Below are 18,767 nucleotides of genomic sequence, written 5' to 3'. Positions count from 1 at the left end.
TGTCGAGGCTAACACCGCAGCTCTCGGCGGGCCGGGTAAACGGAGGAGCGGGTAAGTCCCGGAGGAGCCCCTCCCACCTGGACATATCCGGGCGGGAGGGGCGAATCACTCAGAAGGATCCGGTGGTGGTGCCGCCGTTGCCGGAAGCCGGCGTGGTGAGCGTGCTGTTGGATCCCGGCTGCCACGCGTCGGCCGTGTCGGGGAAGTTCGCCTCCTTCCGCTTGACGCACTTCCACTCGACCGTGGTGTTCGGCGGGAGCTTGCCGACCGTCCCCGTCCAGGTCGGGTAGGCGGTCGGCGACAGCTTCACCGCGCTGGCCACCGACCAGCCGCCCAGCTGGGGCACGCTGCCCACGGCGTAGACGGACTGACCCGCGGTGGTCGTCCCGTTCGCGCACGAGAAGGTCACCGACACCGGCGCCTGCCCGAGCGTGAAGGCGAACGTCTTGGCCGTGCCCACCCCGAGGGAGGCCGACTTGGCCACGATCAGGTTGCCGCCCGCGTTGTACCAGCCGCTGGCCGCCGCGTCGAAGGCCGCCTTGGTCGCGTGCTGGGTGAGCGGGGAGCCGTTCAGCGTCACGGCGGAGGCCTGCGTCTCCGCCACCAGCTCGACCACGTTGGCGCGGCCGGTGGGCGCGCCGGTGTAGGTGCCGCTGGAGGCCGCGACGGTGACCGTGGCCGTGGACCCGCTGAGCTGCTGGCTGAGCAGGGTGGTGCGGACGGCGCCGCCCTGGTACCCGGTGGAGGCGCCGTCGTCCTCGTAGAGGGTGAAGCTGGAGGCGGCGGGGGCGGCGTAGACCCTGGCCACCAGCTCGTTCCTGGTGGTCGCGTCGGTCCGCTTGCCCAGGACGTTCATGGTCTTGTCGTCCACGAACATCTTGGGGATGATCGCTCCGGCCCTGGCGAAGGCGGGCAGCCGGTAGGAGCCGTTCACCCACAGCGGCCTGTCGTTGAACCACTGTCCCGCGCTGGTGAGCTTCTCGTTGGTGGCGTAGTCGAACCAGGTGCCCGCGGGCAGGTACATGTTCCGCTTGCGCTCGCCCGCACCTGCCACCACGCCCACCAGTAGATCCTTGCCGACGAGCTTCTGATGGCCCATCTCGCGCACGTTCAGGTCGTTCTGGTAGTGGTAGGCCAGCGGCGGCACCACGGGCTCGCCGAACCGGTGCGCCCTGTGCGCCAGCGAGTAGTAGTACGGCGTCAGCTCGTAGCGCTGCCGCAGGTTGGCCAGGTTGCTGGCGGTGTGGCCGATCTTGTCCGGCGAGGTCTGCGCGCAGTTGCACAGGTTCTCGGTGTGCGGCCTGATCGGCACCTCGAACCAGGCGCCGTCGGCGAACCACTGCGTGTAGAGCTCGTCCAGGTCGGAGTTGAGCATCTCGCGCCTGAAGCCGCCGATGTCGGAGCCGAAATAGTCGATGCCGGACATCGACATGTGCATCTGGACGTTCTGCTGCTGGGCCAGCGCCGTCAGCTTGGAGCCGATGTCGGCCGACCACATCGCCACGCCGTGCCGCTGGATGCCGCCCGCGCCCGAGCGGGCCAGCATGAACGGGCGCTTGGTGCCGGAGGCGTAGCCGCGGGCGATGCTCTCGGCCCACTTGAGGTTGTAGACGTTGTGGTAGTCGGCGTGGGCGTGCTTGCCGGGCAGCACGCCCGCGGTCCAGTCGCCGGCGTCGTACATCTCGGGCTCGCCCAGGTCGAGCCAGTGGCCCATGACGCCCTGGTCGGACAGCGGCTTGCGCTTGGTGGCGTGCCAGTGGTCGGCGGCGGCGTCCTGCGTCCAGTCGATCATGCCGCCGCGGCCCCACCAGTCGTTGGTGGTCAGGTAGACGGGCGCGCACGTCGAGCAGCCGGTCCTGTTGAGATAGCCGCGGGAGGCCATGTCGGCGTGTTCGGGCCGGTTCTTGCCGATGTAGGACTCCTCGATCGTCATCAGCCCCACCCCCTCGTCGGAGGAGAGGGAGGCGATCTTCGTCGAGGGGTTGGGGAAGGCGGCGGTGTCCCACGACAGCGACCCCATGCGGGTGTTGTCCGAGCCCGCCGTCACCCCGCCGAACCACGGCAGGTCGAGCACGAAGCCGTCGACGGGGAACTTCGCGGTGCGCAGCCCCGACAGCCGGTTGTCGATCTCGGCCCAGTTGTCGTAGCCGAACTCCGACACCCACATCCCGAACGCCTTCTTCGGCGGCACCGGCGGCCTGCCGGTCAGCTCCATGTAGTCCTTGCGCAGGTCGGGCAGGTCGGCGCCGGTCATCGTGTACCAGCGGACCTGGTCGCCCCAGGTGTCGACGGTCCACGGGTCGCCCGTGAGGTTCCACTCCTGCTTGTAGACCTGGTCGAGGAAGAAACCGTAGTTGAGGTTGGCGGCCCCGACGGCGAACAGGATCGGGATCTGCGCGTTGCCGACAGGGCCGTTGTCGGTGTCGTAGGCCATGGCGTTGCCGTACTGGCCTCCGGGGGTACGGCTGCGGCCCACCCAGTCGCCGTCGGCGCTGCCGCCCATGAAGAACTGCTCGCCGAGACCGTAGGCGTTCTGGATCGAGCCCTTGGTGATCGTCAGGCCCTTCCACGCCTGCGAGAGGTTGCGGGGGCAGGCCTCGTACAGCAGCCGCGTGGGGTCGGAGACCTTCACGCACAGCGTGCCGGCCGTGACCTCGACCTTCATCGAGGCCGTGGTCAGCGTGTTGCCCGACTGGTTGAAGCTGGTCGGGCCCGTGTAGTCCTTCTTGGCCACCTGCGGCGTGGTGAACAGCGCCGCGCCTGTGCCAGGGCTGGTGCCGTGGGCCAGTTCGAAGTGGACCAGGTCGTCGTCGAGGAACTCCGCGATGAGGTAGGTCGAGCCGCTGGTGAACTGCACCCGCTGCACGGCGGCCTGCGCGGGCAGCGCGACCAGCAGGGGGACGACCAGCGCGATGAGCATCACGAACGCACGTCTCATGGCCGTGCCACCACCAGGTTGTCGAGGTTGACGCCGCCGCTGCCGTAGATGATCTTGATGGTGTGCGCCCCCGCCGTCAGCGACGTGGTGAGGGAGGCGCTGCCCCAGGTGTCCCAGTTCGACGTCGAGGGCATCGGCAGGGTGCCCGCGGTGACGCCGTCCACCTGGATCGTGGCCGAGGCGGCGGTGGCCACGCCGTTGGCGTAGCGGAACTTCAGCTGGTGGCTGCCCGCCGCGTCCGCCTTGACCTGGAACGTCACGGCGTCGCCCGCGGCGGAGAAGCCGTCGACGAAGCCGGTGCCGGTGTAGCCGGGGTGGTCGGTGTTGGTCGAGGTTCCGGTGCCTGCCGCGAACTCGGCCTCGTAGGCGGCCTTGTCCACGCCGTTGAGCGTGACGGTCCTGCCGGCCGCCGCGCTCGCCAGCTTCACGTGGGTGAGCTGTTGTACGGGGTCCCACCACCAGCCCTCGGCGGCGGCCTTCAGGTCGGCGAGCGTGGCCCGCGCCGTGGCCCCTGTCACCGAGGCGGGCTTGGTGGAGGCCACCTGCAGCGTCGCCGTCGTGGTCAGGGCGGGCACGGTCACCGTCACCTGGTGCGCGCCCCAGTTCTCCGCCGAGCTCACGGTACGGCTGGCGCCCGCGGAGTCCTCGAAGTAGGCGTAGGAGCTGTTGCCCGCCGGATAGATCCTGAAGGCGAGGTTGGTGTAGGCCGTGACGCTGTTGCCGATCTCGCCGCCGAGCTGGTAGTCGGCGTTGAGGTTGAGCGGGATGATCGCACCGGGCTTGGCGTAGACGGGGATCGTGTCGAGCCCCGCGTTGTAGGTCTTCGTGCCGGGCCCGGTGAAGCGCCCGCCGTTCCACAGGTCGTACCACTCGCCCGCGGGCAGGTAGACGTTCTTGGACGTGGCGCCCTGGGCGGTGATCGGCGCCACCAGCAGCTGCGAGCCGAACAGGTACTGCTGGTCGAGCGCGGCCGCCGTCGCGTCACCGGGGAAGGCGAAGCTCATCGCCCTCATCATCGGCACGCCCGTCGTCGAGCTCGCCTTCGCCTCGGTGTAGAGGTAGGGGATCAGGTTCATCCTGACGTTGGCGAACTTCCTGAAGGCGGGGAGCACCGAGGTGTTGCCGGTGCGTGCCTGCACGTTCCACGGCGTGCGCGCCTCGGAGGTGGAGGGGCTGGCCTTCTCCGAGTGATACTGCATGATCGGCGAGAACGTCGCCTGCGCGGCCGAGCGCAGGTACAGCTCGGCGCTGGGGAAGTCGCCGGTGAAGCCGGCCATGTCCCACGCCGTGAACGGCACGCCCGACTGGCCCGCCGACAGCTGCGCCCGCACCGCCTCCTGGAAGGCGGAGAAGCTGGAGTTCTGGTCGCCCGCCCAGAAGATGGAGGTCGTCTGGGCGCCGGACGTGCCCGCCCTGCTGAAGATCGTGTTCTGCGCGTTCTTGCCCTTGACGTAGGTGTTGTAGGCCTTGGTGTAGCTGTTGGGGTAGGCGTTGTGCATCTCGTCGCCCTTGCGGCCGTCGGCGAACTGCACGCTCCTGCCGAAGATCGCCTCGCTGCCGTCGGTCTTGAAGCCGTCGATGCCGACCTCGTCCATGAGGTAGTCGCGCTTGCTCATCCACCAGTTGGTGGCCGCCGTGCTGGTGAAGTCGGGGACCATGCTGTCGCCGAACCACTGGCCCGTCGGGATGCGGTAGGGCCCGTTGACGGCGTTCTTGGCGACGTAGCCCTGCGCCTCGGCGTAGGCCTTGTCGTTGAGGTGCTGCTGGGGCGCGGTCGGCGGGTTGGAGTCGAAGTTCTCCTTCAGCACCGGGATCTGCCAGAGGATCATCTTGATCCCCTTGTTGTGGGCGTCGGTGACCATGGCCTTGGGGTTCTGCCATGCCGTGCCCGCGGGGAAGGTGAGGTTCGAGTACGCGAGCTTCCCGCTGCCGGGGGTGGGAGTGTAGGTGGCGCCGTGCCAGACGTAGAAGGTCGCCTCGTCGCTCCACTGCTCCAGCACCATCGCCGTGTGCGGGATCTTGTGCGTGGTGGCGTTGGCCAGCTCGGCGCTGACCTCCGCCTGGGTGTTCCACTCGTTGGCCGACATCCACACCCCGAAGGCCCACTTGGGCGGCAGCTGCGGCCTGCCCGTGACGGCGGTGTAGTCGTTGACGATCTTCGCGGGGGTGCCGGCGAAGAAGTGGTAGTCGAGCGTGGAGTTCAGCGCGCCGCCCGTGTCGACGGCGAACCCCGCCCTGTCGCCGGGGGTGAACAGGGCGTAGCGGGTGCTCGGCAGGTAGATGCCGTAGCCGGCCGAGTTGGTGAAGAACGGCACCGACAGGTAGGTACGGCGGGTCGCGCCCTGGTCGCGGTACTGGTTGTAGACGTAGTTGTGCACCTGGGTGCCGCGCTGGTCGAGCCGGTCGTAGCGCTCGCCGTACCCCTCGAACCGCTCGCCCGCCGGTGACAGGTAGTTGTCCTCGATCCTGGTGACCGTGGTGGAGCCGTCGCTGGCCCAGCGGATGTTGTTGGAGGCGTCCTGCCTGGTGATCAGCGTCGTGCCGTCGCCCTTGTAGACCGACAGCCGGTACGGCGACTTCTGGATCTTCAGTACGAGCGAGCTGGTGGAGATCGTCAGCGTGCTCGCCGAGTCCGTCACCGTGTAGCCGGAGACGCCGGAGATGTTCAGCCCCTGGCCGTTGGGGGCGATCTGGGTCCTGAAGCGGTCGAGCACGGGGAAGGCGAAGCGGATCTTCGGCGTGAAGGAGCCGGCGCTGTCCCCCGTCGTGACGTCCACCGACGTGCCGTTGTTGGTGAAGGACGTCACGTTCGTGACCGTGCTCCACGAGGTGACCGTGAACGAGAACGGGCCCGTGCTCTTCTGCCCGCCCCCGTTCACGTCCGCGTTGACGGTGTAGGTGATCTTGTCGCCCCTGGCGAAGGGGCCCAGGCCGATCCGCCAGTAGCTGTTGTTGCCGCTGTTGTGGTCCCATGCGGCGCCGACGGGGGTCTGGTTCACCCCGTTCTTCGTCCACGTGACCCAGACGGTCTGCCCCGGCTCGATCGGCCAGGTCGTGGCGTTGATCTGGACGTTCTCCCCGGCCATGGGGTCGCGGGGGGAGCGTTCGGTCGGCTCGGTCGAGTAGAGGTCGTCGATGCCGGTCGGATGGTGGTGGACGCCGTCCAGCGCGTACGCGGGGGCGGCGATGAGCGAGGCCAGCAGGACGATCACCGAGACGATGACGCCCGACCGTAACCGGGTCACAGAGTTACTCCCTTCAGGGGGCGAAGACGGCGGAGAGTTCCTGCCAGTGCTGCGCCGTGCAGAGCACCGGAGGCCTGTCGATGGGGGCGGGCAGCGTGAGCACCTGCCCGCCGTCCAGAGCCAGACCGGTCCAGACGTCGACCCACTCGCCCTCGGGCAGGTAGGCCTCCACCTTGTCGGCGTCCGGCTCGGTCACGGGGATGACAAGCAGGGCGTCGCCAAGCTTGTACTGCAACGGATAGGACCAGATGGCCTCGTCGCCAGGGTGGTCGAAGAACAGGCCGCGCATCAGCGGCGCGCCGCCCTCGAGCGCCCGCCGTGCCTCCCTCGCCAGGTACGGCACGAGCCTCTCGCGCAGGTGGGCGAAGCGCCTGAAGACCGGGATCACCCGGGGGTCGCCGGTCTGCTCGGCGATGTTCCACGGGGTGCGGTCGCGCAGCGGCCTGCGGTGGTGGTTGAACTCCGAGTGGTACTGCATGATCGGCATGAAGGCCGACGTCCCTGCCGCCCGCAGGTACAGCTCCGCGCTGGGCAGGTCGCCCGAGAACCCGGCCAGGTCCCATCCCCAGTAGACGATCCCGCAGGCCGAGGCGGTGATCCCGGCCCTGATCGAGGAGCGGAACGCCTCCCACGTGGAGTCCTCGTCACCGGCCCAGAACGCGCCGTGCGGCTGCGAGCCAGCGAATCCGGCCCTGCTGAAGGTGACGGGCGCCTTGCCCGCGCTTCTCAGCAGGTCGCCGAAGGCCCGGGCGTAGTGCACGGGGAACAGCCCGTTGCCGTCGTCGCCCCTGCGGCCGTCGCCGTAGCGCAGGTCGTGGCCCCACGCGTGCTCGCCGCCGTCGGTCTTGAACCCGTCGACGCCGACCTCCTCGACCAGGTAGCGGCGCTTGGCCGTCCACCAGTCGCGCACGTCCTGCCGTGACAGATCGGGCATGAGCGCCAGCGGGAACCACCAGCCGCGGTTGCGGTACGGCCTGCCGTCAGCCTCCCTGACGCATCTGTCGAGGATCTGCCGGGCGTCCACCGCCGCCTGGTGCTTGGGGTGGGGCCGCATCTTCTGCAGTGGGATCTGCCACAGCAGCACCTTGATGTCGCGCTCGTGCAGCTCGTCGACCATGCCCTTGGGGTCGGGCCACGGACCGTCCTCGGGGAAGCGGTAGTCGGCCAGGCGGTGCGGCTGCTCCGAGGGCTCGTACTCGGCGCCGCGGAAGGCGGTGAACGTCGTCTCGTCGCTCCACGCCTCGATGACCAGGGCGCCGACCGGGATGTCGCTCTCGCGGTGCCTGTCCATCTCGGCCATCACGCGTGCCTGCGTGTTCCACTCGTTGCCGCTGGCCCACAGCCTGAACACCCAGTCGGGCAGCTCGGTAGGGCGGCCCACGGTGCCGAGGAAGGCGTCGAGCACCTCGGCGGGCGGGCCCTCGTGCACCCGCAGCGTCAGCTCGTCCTCGACCTCGGCCTCCACGACCAGGCGCGCGCCGCTGAGGTCGTACCAGGTCCTGCGGGAGGTGTCCACGTGGAGGCCCCAGCTCCGTGGCCCGTCGACGACGAGGGCGAACGGCATCGGCAGGTAGGTGCGGCCGTGCGCGCCCTGCGACTTGTACTGCTCGAACACCACCGCGTCGAGCGCCCTGCCGCGCTGGTCGACGGCGTCGAAGCGCTCGCCGAAGCCGACCACGTGCGCGCCGGGCGACAGCTCCAGCTCGAACCGCACCCTGCGGATGCCGTCGCCGTCGGCCAGCCAGCGGACGCTGCCCGGCACCACCCGGTCGCCGCCCTCGACCACCAGTCGTCCGCCGTCAGGGCTCCACCGTGCGGCCGTCACCTCGAACCACCTGGTGGTACGGCCGCCTCCGCGGAAGCGGTAGGAGTAGCGGCGCCCCGCCTCGAGCGGAGGGGTCACGACCGACCACGAACCCGAGGCGGCCCTGGCCGCCTTCGCCTGCGCCGCGGCCAGATGGCCGCCGTCGACCCTCGTGTCCTCCTCCTCGGCCGCGGGACGGCTGAGCGGCAGCTCCATCACCGGAGCGCCGACCATGAGCCAGTCGCACACCACCGACGTGACGTTCGCCGAGGCCCGCACCCGCAGCTCGACGCTCTGGCCGTCCATGGGCAGCACGGGCACCCGCTGGTCCTCGGACTCGGCATAGGGATGGCCGGAGCCGTGGGGACGATGGCGGATCACGAGCGCACCTCCAGCGCGTCGGCGAGCATCAGGTACATCCCGTGCGACCACAGCAGCGGCGTCGCCACCGACCCCCACCGCTGCAGCCACTCCTCGAAGCGTCCCGGCGCGAGCAGCACGTCCGACACCTGCTCGGGCAGCTCGCCCGAGTCGGTGGCCTGCGCGCCCATCCAGTCGAGGTAGCGCAGCGCCTGCTCGCGCCGGCCCGCCGCCGCGTGGTTGAGCCCCATGAAGCCCGCCAGCAGCACCCAGCGGCCGCCGCCGTAGAAGGTGTCGGCGAGGTAGCGGTGGACGCCGCCCTCGTGCGCGAGCTGCCGCTCGACCTCCGCCACCGTGGCCACGGCGACCGGGTGGTCGGCGGGGTAGAGACCGAACGGGTACACGCACGACAGCAGGCTCGCGTCCACCTCGTCGCTGCCCAGCCACTTGCGCAGGTGACCGCCCTGCGCCACGCCCTCGGCCTCGACCAGCGCGGTGATGCCCTCGACCGCCTCGGCGGCGGCCTTGGCCTCCGCCTCGTCGAGCAGGCCGGTGCCGATCGCGGACCGCAGGCCCGCGTGGATGGCGCCGAGCGTCGAGACGTGGCGCTGGTCGACGTGCTCCTCCCACCAGTCGTAGCAGGGCTGGTCCCAGAACCACGACAGGTACGTCGCGGCCACCTTCACCGCGCGCTCGGCCCCCCGCACCGCGGCGCCGTGTCGTGTCGTGTGCTCGGCCAGCGCCCACAGCCACGTGCCGTAGCCGTCGAGCTGGTGGTCCCACCACTCGTCCGTGCCGTCGCCGCCCTCCAGGGTGAATCTGGTGGGCAGCATCTCGGCGGGGGAGACGCTCTCACCTTCCGCGGCCCTCCTGACCAGGGACTCCACCTGGCCCTCCCGCGCGCCGATCACCTCGGCGCACCACTCGTGGAAGGCGGTCACTCCTTGGACCTCGCCTGCGCGGCTCATCCCCTCGGCGATGAACGCGCCGTCGCGCAGCCACGCGTAGCCGCGGTAGGCGGAGAAGGTGGGACACGCCGGGTAGGCCCCCGAGGGCGACTGATGCGTGCTGATCACATCGACGCTGCGCGACACGAGTCGCGCCCGCGCCAGGTCGCTTCCTACGATCACCAAATACCTCCAGGGATTCCCCAGCCTTCAGACGGGGGAGGAATCGGATTGCCTGTGGAGTAGGAGAAGGAAGCCGTTTCGCCGCAAGGCGAACCGGCGTCGATTGTCGGATCCCGCCGGTAGGTTGCCGGTCGTGACGACGCAAGCGCAGGCATGCGAGGAGGCCGGGCACGCCCGGTACACCTACCGGCTGCGCATGTCGTCCACCGCGCATACGGCGCTGCTGGCCGAGTGGGACCGCTGTCGGTGGGTGTGGAATGGCTGCGTTGCCGCCTCTCGCGCTGCCCACAAGGCCAAGCAGCCATGCGGTCCGGCCGGTCTGGACAAGCAGCTGACGCTGTGGCGTGCCGAGCACGCCTGGCTGCGGGAGGGCGCCTCGGTGCCGCAGCAGCAGATCATCCGCGACTTCGCCAAGTCTCGCGCCAAGGCGGTGAAGGACATCAAGGCGCGCCTTCCAATGCGGCAGCGTGCCGGGATGCCCCGCTTCAAGAAGAAGGACCTGGCGGACCCGTCGCTGAACTTCACCAAGCGCGGGTTCCGCCTGAAGGACGGCCGTCTGCACCTGGCGGGTGGCATCGTCGTGACGGTGGTGTGGTCCCGCGACCTGCCCGCCGAGCCGTCCTCGGTGCGCGTGTACCGCGACAGTCTCGGCCACTGGTACGCCTCCTTCGTCGTCCCCGCTCAGGTGCAGCCGCTGCCAGCGACCGGTGCGGTCCTCGGCGTGGACTGGGGCGTGAAGGAGACCGCCACCACCACCTCGGACGCCCACGACCTCCCTCACGCTGAGCACGGCAGGAACGCCGGGCAGCGGCTCGCCCGGTACCAGCGGATGATGGCCCGCCGGAAGCCGAAGAAAGGCCACGCCGCCTCGAAGGGCTACCGCGAGGCGAAGAAGCAGACCGCCAAGCTGCACAAGAAGGTCGCCCGGCAGCGGCAGGACACCGCCCGCAAGTGGGCCAAGGCGGTGGTGACCGACCATGATGCCATCGCTGTGGAGGACTTCCGGCCGAAATTCCTGGCCAAGACGACCATGGCCCGCAAAGCCGCCGACGCCGCGATCGGCGCCACCAAGCACGCCCTGATCGAGATGGGCCGCAAGCATGGGCGGGACGTCCGCCTCGTGCACCCCGCGCACACCACCATGGACTGCGCGTCGTGCGGAGCGAGAACCAAGCACGCACTTCCTCTTTCCGAACGTACCTACACGTGCACCACGTGCGGAGCCGTGTCCCCCAGGGACAAGAACTCCGCTCGCGTGATGCTCGTCCGGGCTGGTCTGACCCCGGCTGGTGCTGATCGCGTAAGACCTGACTGTCCGCCGGGCAGCCAGGCAGTGTGAGCCAAGAATCCCCGTCGTTTAGCTCTAGGGCGGGGAGCAGTCAATGGGTCAGATCTCCTGGGTCAGCCGAGGAGTTCGTCGACCTTGGCGGCGGCAGCCGTGAGCGCCTCCTCGACCGAGGTACGGCCCGCCGCCGCGTTGGACAGTTCCTGGGTGACCGCGTCCTGCATCTCCTGCTGCCGCTTGATCACCGGCGGCAGCGCGATCGACTTCAGTGAGTCGAACACGGCCTGGCGGTTGGCGGGCTTGGGGTCCTTCAGGTATCCGGCGAGCACACTCTGGTTCGACACGGGAGGCAGTTCCCACGATGACTCGATCCGCGTGGTCGCCGCCACGCTCGACGAGCTGAGGAACCTGGCCCACGCGTACGCCTCTTTCGCGTGCTTGGTCGTCTTGGAGGCGGCGACGGAGTTGTGGAAGACCGCGCTGGCCTTGGCCGTGTCACCTGGCTCGACGACCACGTCCCATTCGAAGGGCACGTCCTTGAGGCCGGAGAACTGCCAGATGCCGTTGTGCCACATCGCGAGCTTGCCCGACTTGAACAGGTTGGTGTCGTAGTCGGCCGTGCCGCCGATCTCCGCCTCCGTGGGCATGGTCTTGCCGACCTTGGAGACCAGCCAGGTGGCCGCCTTGACGCCCTCGGGGCTGTTGAAGGTGGCCTTCTTGCCGTCCGCCGAGAGGAACTCGCCGCCGGCCTGCTTGAGCGTCTTGTAGAACTCGAAGAACTGCACCGGCTGGAAGTCGCCGAACACCCCTGCCTTCTTGTCGGTCAGCTTCTCGGCCGCGGCCTGCTCGTCCTTCCACGTCCACGACGTGGTCGGCTCGGCGACCCCCGCCTTCTTGAACAGCTCCTTGTTGTAGAAGAGCACGACGGTGGAGAAGGAGGCGGGCAGCGCGTACTGCTTGCCCTCGTGCTTGAAGGCCTCGAGCGACTCCTTGGCGTAGCCGGCGGGCGCCGAGTCTCCCGCCACCGACCCCAGGTCGAGCAGGGAGCCCGCGCTGGCGTAGGTCACGAAGTTCTCGTAGTTGAGCTCGAAGGTGTCGGGCGCGGTGCCGCCGGCGATGCTGGTCTGCAGCTTGGTGAAGTACTGGTCGTACGGCGCGGTCTCGACGACCACGTCCACCTTCGGGTTCTCCTTCTCGAAGGCGGCCACGATGGTGTCGAGGTCCTTCACGTGGTCGGGAGCGGCGGAGAAGGTGAAGTAGCGCAGCGTCACCTTGCCGCCGTCGGCGGAGGTGTCCCTGGTCGCCGAGCCCTGGGAGCAGGCGGTGGCGAGGACGGCGGTGGCCAGGGCCGCGGCGGCGAGCCTTGTGCTCTTGGTCATGGGGGTGATCCTTTACTTGAGCCCGGACTGGGCGACTGAGGCGATGACGTGCTTCTGCGCGAAGAGATAGAGGATGAGGATGGGCACCACGCTGACCACCGAGCCGGCCATGACGACGTTCCACTCGGTGGTGAAGCGGCCGTGCAGTTCGGCCAGGCCGAGCGGGAGCGTCATGAACTCGGGCGACTTGATGATCACCAGCGGCCACAGGTAGCTGTTCCAGCTGGCCATGAAGCCGAAGATGGCGAAGGTCGCCAGAGCGGGCCTGATCAGGGGCACCACAATGAGCGCAAAAATTCTGAAATGTCCGGCGCCGTCCAGCACCGCCGCCTCGTCGAACTCCTTCGGCACCTGCGCGATCGCCTGCCGCAGCAGGAAGACCCCGAACGCCGAGGCGATGGTGGGGGCGAGCACCGCGAAGTAGGTGTCGATGAGGTTGAAGGTCCGCATCTCGATGAACAGCGGCACGATCAGCACCTGCAGCGGCACCATCAGCGTCGCTAGGTAGACGGCGAACAGCGCGCCCCTGCCGGGGAAGGGCAGCCTGGCGAAGGCGTAGGCGGCCATCGCGCTCGTGACGAGCTGCAGGATGGTGGAGGCCGCGCCGATCCACGCGCTGTTGAGCAGGATCCGCCAGAACGGCGTGACCTCGAGCAGCTTGCCGTACGCGCCGAGGTTGGCGCCCTCGGGGGTGAAGTCGGGAGGGCTGGCCAGCACGCTGCCGCCGGGTGTGATCGAGGTGATCACCGCCCACGCGAACGGGAACAGCATCACCAGCGCGCCGCCGACGACCAGCAGGTACTTCAGAGCCTTACTAACAGGAAACGCGCTCGCCAACCTGCCGCTCCACCCTGAGTGCGTGGCCGGGACCGTAGCGGCAGGCCGACTTGCACGTTTCCCATTAGTACCCATAGTTCACCCACCGGCGCTGGACACGGACCTGGATCAGCGTCACCAGGAGGACGACGGCGAACAGCAGCCACGACAGCGCCGAGGCGGCGCCCGCCCTGCCGTACTGGAAGGTGAGCCTGTAGACCTGCTCGACCACGACCTCGGTGGCCCCGCCAGGACCGCCGCCGGTCATGACGTGCACCTGGTCGAAGACCTGGAAACCGTTGATCAGCGAGATGACGACCACGAAGAACGTCGAGGGCGACAGCAGGGGAAGGGTGATGCGGCGGAAGCGCTGCCACGCCGAGGCGCCGTCGACCCGCGCCGCCTCGTGGTACTCGTTCGGGATCGCCTGCAGCCCCGCCAGCAGGATGATCATGACGAAGCCGAGGTCCTTCCACGCCGAGGCGAGGATGATCGACGGCATCGCCCACGTCGGGTCGGTCCACCAGCCGGGGCCCTCGACGCCGAGCAGTCCGAGCGCCCAGTTCACGATGCCGCTGGCCGGGTTGAGCAGCCACTTCCACATCAGCGCCACCACGACCCAGCTGGTGATCACCGGCAGGAAGTAGATCGCGCGGAAGATGTTGCGCCCTCCCATCGCCCTGTTCAGCAGCATCGCCAGGCCGAGCCCTCCGGCGTAGACCAGCGGCAGGTAGCCGGCGATGAAGGTGAGCGTGTGCAGGAAGGCGGCCCGCGTCTTGGGGTCGGCGAGCACCTCGCCGTAGTTGTCGAGCCCGACCCAGCGCATCGGCTCGATGAGGTTCCACTCGTGCAGGCTCACCCACAGCGAGCCGGCCATCGGGACCAGCGTGAACAGCACCAGGGGGATCAGGCTCGGCAGCAGGAAGACCGCGACCGTGCCCGCGTAGCGCAGCCTGCGGCGCGGCGGCCTGGGCGCGGAGGTGGGCGTGGTCCTGGGCGGGGCGGCGGTGAGCGTCATGGCGTCGCCCCGATCAGCCTGGCGCGCACGAGCCTGCCCTGCTCGCCCGCCGCGCCCGCCGCGTCGAACGGCGTGGCCAGCACCAGCGCGGCGGCGCCCTGCGCCCAGCTCGTCTCGTCCCAGCTCTCCACCTCGATGGAGATGTCACGCCGGCCCGGCATGAGCTGGGCGCGCACCGCCCTGTCGAAGCCGACCTGCCAGAACGGCCAGTTCGCGACGCCCTCGCCGAGGATCACCACCACCTCGGGGTCGACCACGTTGATCAGCCCCGCGGTGGAGCGCCCGAGGATCCTGCCCGCCTCGTCGAAGAGGTCCTGGGCGGCCCTGTCGCCCGCGGCCGCCGCTCTGCCGAGCTCGTCCACGGCCGCGCGGGCTCCCGGGTCGCCGGTCGCGGCCCCCGAGTGGGGATCCTCCGCCGAGGCGGGAGCCTCGCCGAGCAGGCCCTTGGACCTGGCGGCCGTCACCAGGCCTGCCGATCCCACGAACGCCTCCAGGCAGCCGGCCGTCCCGCAGCCGCACATCGGGCCCGAGGGGTCGACGGGCACGTGGCCGAACTCGCCGGCGCCGCCCCTCGCCCCCCTGTACACGCGCCCGTCCATCACGATGGCGGCGCCGACGCCCCGCCCGATCGTCAGGACCAGGAAGTCGCGGTGCGTGCGGCCCCTGCCGTACAGGCGCTCGGCCGCGGCCAGGGCGTTGACGTCGTTCTCCACCAGCACGGGCAGGCTGAGGCTGCGGCGCAGCCGCTCGCCGACCGGCATGGCCTGCCAGCCGAGCGTGGGCGCGTTGACCGTGCCCACGGCCTGGTCGTCCACGCTGCCAGGCACGCCCACGCCGACGCCGAGAAGCGGGGGAGCCGCCTCGACCTGGGCGACCACATCGGCCACCGCCCTGACGAGGTCGTCGAGCGCGTGCGGCGAGGAAGGGTCGAAGGGCCGCTCCCACGAGCCGAGCACCTCGCCGTCCAGGCGCACGTCCACGATCACCAGGTGGTCGGCCGTCACCTTCACCCCGAGGGCGCGCCCCGCGCTGCCCACCAGGCCGAGCCGCTGAGCGGGACGGCCGCCGCGCGAGGGCTTCAGATCGAGCTCCTCCAGCATGCCGTGGCCCATCAGCTCGCGGGTCACCTGCGTGACGGAGGCGGGGCTGAGGTCGAGCTCTCTGGCGATTTCGGTACGGCTGAGCGGACCGACCGTCCCGAGGAGAGCGAGTATCGCCGTCCTGGTCAGGTCGCCGCGATCACTGCCTGCCATACAGGGACCGGACTTTCTTCAGAAATAAAGTTAGTGGTGAAAATATGGGACCCCGTCCGTCTCGGTGTCAAGAGTTCGAAACCGTCCTGAAACCAAACAAGGCCCCCACCCGGAGCCGGGTGGGGGCCTTGCCGCGAACTAACTCAGGAAGCGTCCTTGGCGCGGGCGCGCAGCGCGCGGCTCACGCCGTCGGCGCCCTCCAGGACCATCCTGCGCAGCGCCTGCGGGGCGCCGGAGGCCGCGAGATACTCCTCGGCAGCCCGCACCGTCTCCTCCTCGATGAGCAGCGCGGGGAAGCAGCCCACCGCGAAGCTCTGCGCCATGTCGAACGTCCACTCCTCGTAGACGCGCCCGACCTCGGAGAAGTACTTCTCCTTGTACGGCCTGAGCAGCTCGACGTGGTGAGGGTCCTGGAACCCGGCGATCGTCGTGCGGAAGATGGCGTTGGCCAGCTTGCCGCCGGTGATCGCCGCCCACGCCTCCGCCTTGGCCTCGGCGGTGGGGATGGCGGCCCTGCACAGCGCGGCCGAACGCTCGCCCGAGGCGGTCGCGTCGCGCTTGAGCTCGGCGTCGATGTCGGCGGCGCCGAGCACCCCGCCGGAGACCAGCGCGTGGGTCAGCGTCCAGCGCAGGTCGGCGTCGACGGCCAGCCCCTCCGGCGCCGAGACGCCGTCGAGGATGCCCTTGACGAAGGCGAGGTCCTCGGGGGAGGTGGCCACCGCGCAGAAGGCGTTGACGTAGGCGAGCTGGTGGTCCGAGCCCGCCTCGGCGGCGCCGATCCACGACTTCAGCGCGGCGGCCAGCTGGGCCAGGCCCTCGGCCCGCCACGCGGGGTCCGCGTACTGCTGCACGGCCTGGCGCGCCTGGCGCAGCACGGTCTGCACGACCGTGATGTCCTTGACGGTCTCGATGCCGGAGATGACCAGCTGCACGTAGTCGCGGGTGGCCATCTCGGCGTCACGGGTCATGTCCCACGCCGCCGACCAGGACAGGGCGCGCGGCAGCGACTCGGTGAACTGCGAGATGCCGCCTTCCACCAGCGTGGCCAGCGAGCGCTCGTCCAGGCGGACCTTCGCGTAGGTCAGGTCGTCGTCGTTGATCAGCACGAGGTCGGGCTGGGTCTCGCCGACCAGCTCGGCCACGGCCGTACGGGCGCCCACCACGTCGAGCTCGACCCGCTTGGTCCTGGTCAGCGCGCCGTCGGCCAGGGAGTACAGGCCGATGGCGACGCGGTGCGAACGCAGCGTCGGGTACTCGGCGGGAGCCTCCTGCAGCACCTCGAAGCTCTCGAAGCGGCCCTCGGCGTCGACGGTGAAGGACGGGCGCAGCGTGTTGACCCACGAGGTCTCCAGCCACTCCTTCGACCAGGACGACAGGTCGCGGCCGCTGGTGCGCTCCAGCGCGGTGAGCAGGTCCTTGAGCTCGGTGTTGCCCCAGGCGTGCTCGTTGAAGTAGTCGCGCACGCCCGCCAGGAAGTTGTCCAGGCCGACGTAGGCCACCAGCTGCTTGAGCACCGAGGCGCCCTTGGCGTAGGTGATGCCGTCGAAGTTGACCTCGACCGCCTGCATGTCGGGGATGTCGGCGGCGATCGGGTGGGTGGAGGGCAGCTGGTCCTGCCGGTAGGCCCACGCCTTCTCCACGTTCGCGAACGTGGTCCACGCGCCCTTGCCCCAGCGGGTGGCCTCGGCCTGGCACAGCACGGAGGCGTAGGTGGCGAACGACTCGTTCAGCCACAGGTCGTCCCACCAGCGCATGGTGACCAGGTCGCCGAACCACATGTGCGCCATCTCGTGCAGGATGGTCTCGGCGCGGCGCTCGACCATGGCGTCGGTGACCCTGGAGCGGAAGACGTAGTCCTCCAGGAAGGTCACGCAGCCCGCGTTCTCCATCGCGCCGGCGTTGAACTCCGGCACGAACAGCTGGTCGTACTTGCCGAACGGGTAGCGGACCCCGAACACCTTATGGAAGAAGTCGAAGCCCTGGCGGGTGAGCTCGAAGATGTTGTCGGCGTCGAGGTGCTCGGCCAGCGAGGCGCGGCAGTAGATGCCCAGCGGGATGCCGTCGTGCTCGGAGGTCACCTTGTGGTAGCCGCCGGCCACCAGCGCGGTGATGTAGGTCGAGATGGGCGCGGTGGGCGCGAAGTGGTGGCGCCTGGCCGCCTGCATCACGCCGTGGCGGCCCTGGTGGCCCGCCAGCTCCTCCACCGCGTCGGCGGCGGCGTTGGAGACGACCTCCCAGTCGGCCGGCGCGATCACGGTCAGCTCGAAGGTCGCCTTCAGGTCGGGCTGGTCGAAACAGGCGTACATCCGGTGGGCGTCGGCCGTCTCGAACTGCGTGTGCAGGTAGACCTTCTGGTCCTCGGGGTCGACGAACCTGTGCAGGCCCTCGCCCGTGCGCATGTAGGCGCAGTCGGCGTCGACGACCAGTTCGTTCTCCGCCGCCAGCCCCGGCAGGGGGAACCTGCCCTTGTCCTCGTCATAGGCGGCCACGTCGAGCGCGACCCCGTTCAGCTCCACCGAGCGCACGCGCGCGCCGTGCAGGTCGATGAACGTCGTCGCGCCGGGCTCCGCGGCGGAGAAGCGAACGGTCGTGACACTCTCGAACCGCTCCTCACCCTCCGTCAGGTCGAGTTTGACGTCGTACGACTCGACCTTCAACAGCCGGGCCCGCTCGCGAGCTTCGTCACGGGTCAGGTTGCCTGCCAAGATCCGCTCCTCTTCACCACATCATTGGGGTTTTGTCTGAATCCTGCCATGCCAGGAATAGTCCTGACTGTCACTCAGGTTATGGCCGAGGGCCCAGGTTATTGCCAGGGCAGGTCGTCACGAACGAGGGAACCGCACCCATGGCCGAACGAACCCCCGTAGATCTCTGGTTCGACCCCTTCTGTCCCTTCGCCTGGATCACCTCGCGCTGGTTGGTGGAGGTCGAGCAGGTGCGCCAGATCGAACCCCGCTGGCACATCATGAGCTTGACCGTCCTCAACGAGGACAAGGAGATCCCCGACTCCTACCGCGAGATGCTGGCCGCCGCGATCGGCCCCGTGCGGGTCGTCGCCGCGGCGGCCGACAAGTACGGCGAGCACGTCGTCGGCCCGCTCTACACCGAGCTCGGCACCCGCTTCCACAACGAGGGCAGGCCCAAGGAGGGCCCCACGCTCAGGGACACGATCGGCGACGCCCTGGTGGCCGCCGGCCTCGACAGGGAGCTGGCCGACGCCATGGACTCCACCGACTACGACGAGGCCGTCAGGGAGTCGCACACGCGCGGCATCGACCTGGTCGGCCAGGAGGTCGGCACCCCGGTGATCCAGGTCGAGGGCGTCGCCTTCTTCGGCCCCGTCCTGACCAGGATCCCCAGGGGAGAGGACGCGGGCCGTCTCTGGGACGGCGTGCGCACCGTGGCGGCCTTCGACGATTTCTTCGAGCTCAAGCGCTCGCGCACCCGCCGCCCCGTCTTCGACTGACCCCCTGCGCATGGCGATCGCCCTGGGCTCCCCGGGGCGATCGGCCCCATGGCCCCCAAGGCCGCGATCTCGG

At 69.5% G+C, this 18,767-nt stretch carries 11 protein-coding genes; 2 read left to right on the top strand and 9 right to left on the bottom strand.

The annotated features are described in order from the left end of the window. Window positions 1–109 precede the first annotated feature (109 nt). From FHR33_RS15200 to FHR33_RS15185, 4 genes are read right to left on the bottom strand one after another with little or no spacing between them, the layout of a single operon-like run. Window positions 110–2,938 (bottom strand): TIM-barrel domain-containing protein, encoded by a 2,829-nt coding sequence (locus FHR33_RS15200; protein ID WP_183647568.1) that lies wholly within the window; start codon window positions 2,936–2,938, stop codon window positions 110–112. Further along, window positions 2,935–6,183, bottom strand: a complete 3,249-nt coding sequence (locus FHR33_RS15195) for a TIM-barrel domain-containing protein (protein ID WP_183647565.1) — start codon at window positions 6,181–6,183, stop codon at window positions 2,935–2,937. Before FHR33_RS15195 ends, FHR33_RS15200 begins: the two co-directional genes overlap by 4 nt. A 13-nt stretch (window positions 6,184–6,196) precedes the next feature. Next, a complete protein-coding gene (locus FHR33_RS15190; RefSeq protein ID WP_183647562.1) occupies window positions 6,197–8,368 on the bottom strand; it encodes a glycoside hydrolase family 31 protein in 2,172 nt (723 codons plus the stop codon). After that, window positions 8,365–9,477, bottom strand: coding sequence for a glycoside hydrolase family 15 protein (locus FHR33_RS15185; protein WP_221241110.1), 1,113 nt, complete (start codon window positions 9,475–9,477; stop codon window positions 8,365–8,367). Before FHR33_RS15185 ends, FHR33_RS15190 begins: the two co-directional genes overlap by 4 nt. 133 nt (window positions 9,478–9,610) lie before the next feature. Here FHR33_RS15185 and FHR33_RS15180 point away from each other — a divergent pair, with 133 nt between their 5' ends. Beyond that, complete coding sequence (locus FHR33_RS15180) at window positions 9,611–10,816, top strand: RNA-guided endonuclease InsQ/TnpB family protein (RefSeq protein ID WP_312895546.1); 1,206 nt, start codon at window positions 9,611–9,613, stop codon at window positions 10,814–10,816. Window positions 10,817–10,878: 62 nt separating this feature from the next. Here the strand turns inward: FHR33_RS15180 and FHR33_RS15175 are convergent, their stop codons facing one another. The 5 genes from FHR33_RS15175 to pepN form a co-directional block, all read right to left on the bottom strand. Continuing rightward, window positions 10,879–12,141: an ABC transporter substrate-binding protein gene (locus FHR33_RS15175; protein WP_183647559.1), complete on the bottom strand. Its 1,263-nt coding sequence runs from the start codon at window positions 12,139–12,141 to the stop codon at window positions 10,879–10,881. Window positions 12,142–12,153: 12 nt separating this feature from the next. Next, a complete protein-coding gene (locus FHR33_RS15170; protein WP_221241108.1) occupies window positions 12,154–12,978 on the bottom strand; it encodes a carbohydrate ABC transporter permease in 825 nt (274 codons plus the stop codon). 64 nt (window positions 12,979–13,042) lie between these two features. Beyond that, window positions 13,043–13,975, bottom strand: a complete 933-nt coding sequence (locus FHR33_RS15165; RefSeq protein WP_183647553.1) for a carbohydrate ABC transporter permease — start codon at window positions 13,973–13,975, stop codon at window positions 13,043–13,045. Further along, window positions 13,972–15,228, bottom strand: coding sequence for an ROK family transcriptional regulator (locus FHR33_RS15160; protein ID WP_183647550.1), 1,257 nt, complete (start codon window positions 15,226–15,228; stop codon window positions 13,972–13,974). The genes FHR33_RS15165 and FHR33_RS15160 overlap by 4 nt, the downstream gene beginning before the upstream one ends. A 143-nt stretch (window positions 15,229–15,371) precedes the next feature. Then, complete coding sequence (pepN, locus tag FHR33_RS15155) at window positions 15,372–17,933, bottom strand: aminopeptidase N (RefSeq protein ID WP_183647547.1); 2,562 nt, start codon at window positions 17,931–17,933, stop codon at window positions 15,372–15,374. A 140-nt stretch (window positions 17,934–18,073) separates the two neighbouring features. Here pepN and FHR33_RS15150 point away from each other — a divergent pair, with 140 nt between their 5' ends. Next, window positions 18,074–18,694 carry a mycothiol-dependent nitroreductase Rv2466c family protein gene (locus FHR33_RS15150; protein ID WP_183647543.1) on the top strand — a complete coding sequence of 207 codons (621 nt, stop codon included), beginning with the start codon at window positions 18,074–18,076 and terminating at the stop codon, window positions 18,692–18,694. The last annotated feature ends 73 nt before the right edge of the window (window positions 18,695–18,767 follow it).

This window comes from Nonomuraea dietziae (assembly GCF_014195505.1).
GTDB lineage: Bacteria > Actinomycetota > Actinomycetes > Streptosporangiales > Streptosporangiaceae > Nonomuraea > Nonomuraea roseola.
The sequence above is the reverse complement of the archived record's forward strand: the minus strand, read 5'-3'. Positions and strand labels throughout refer to the sequence as shown.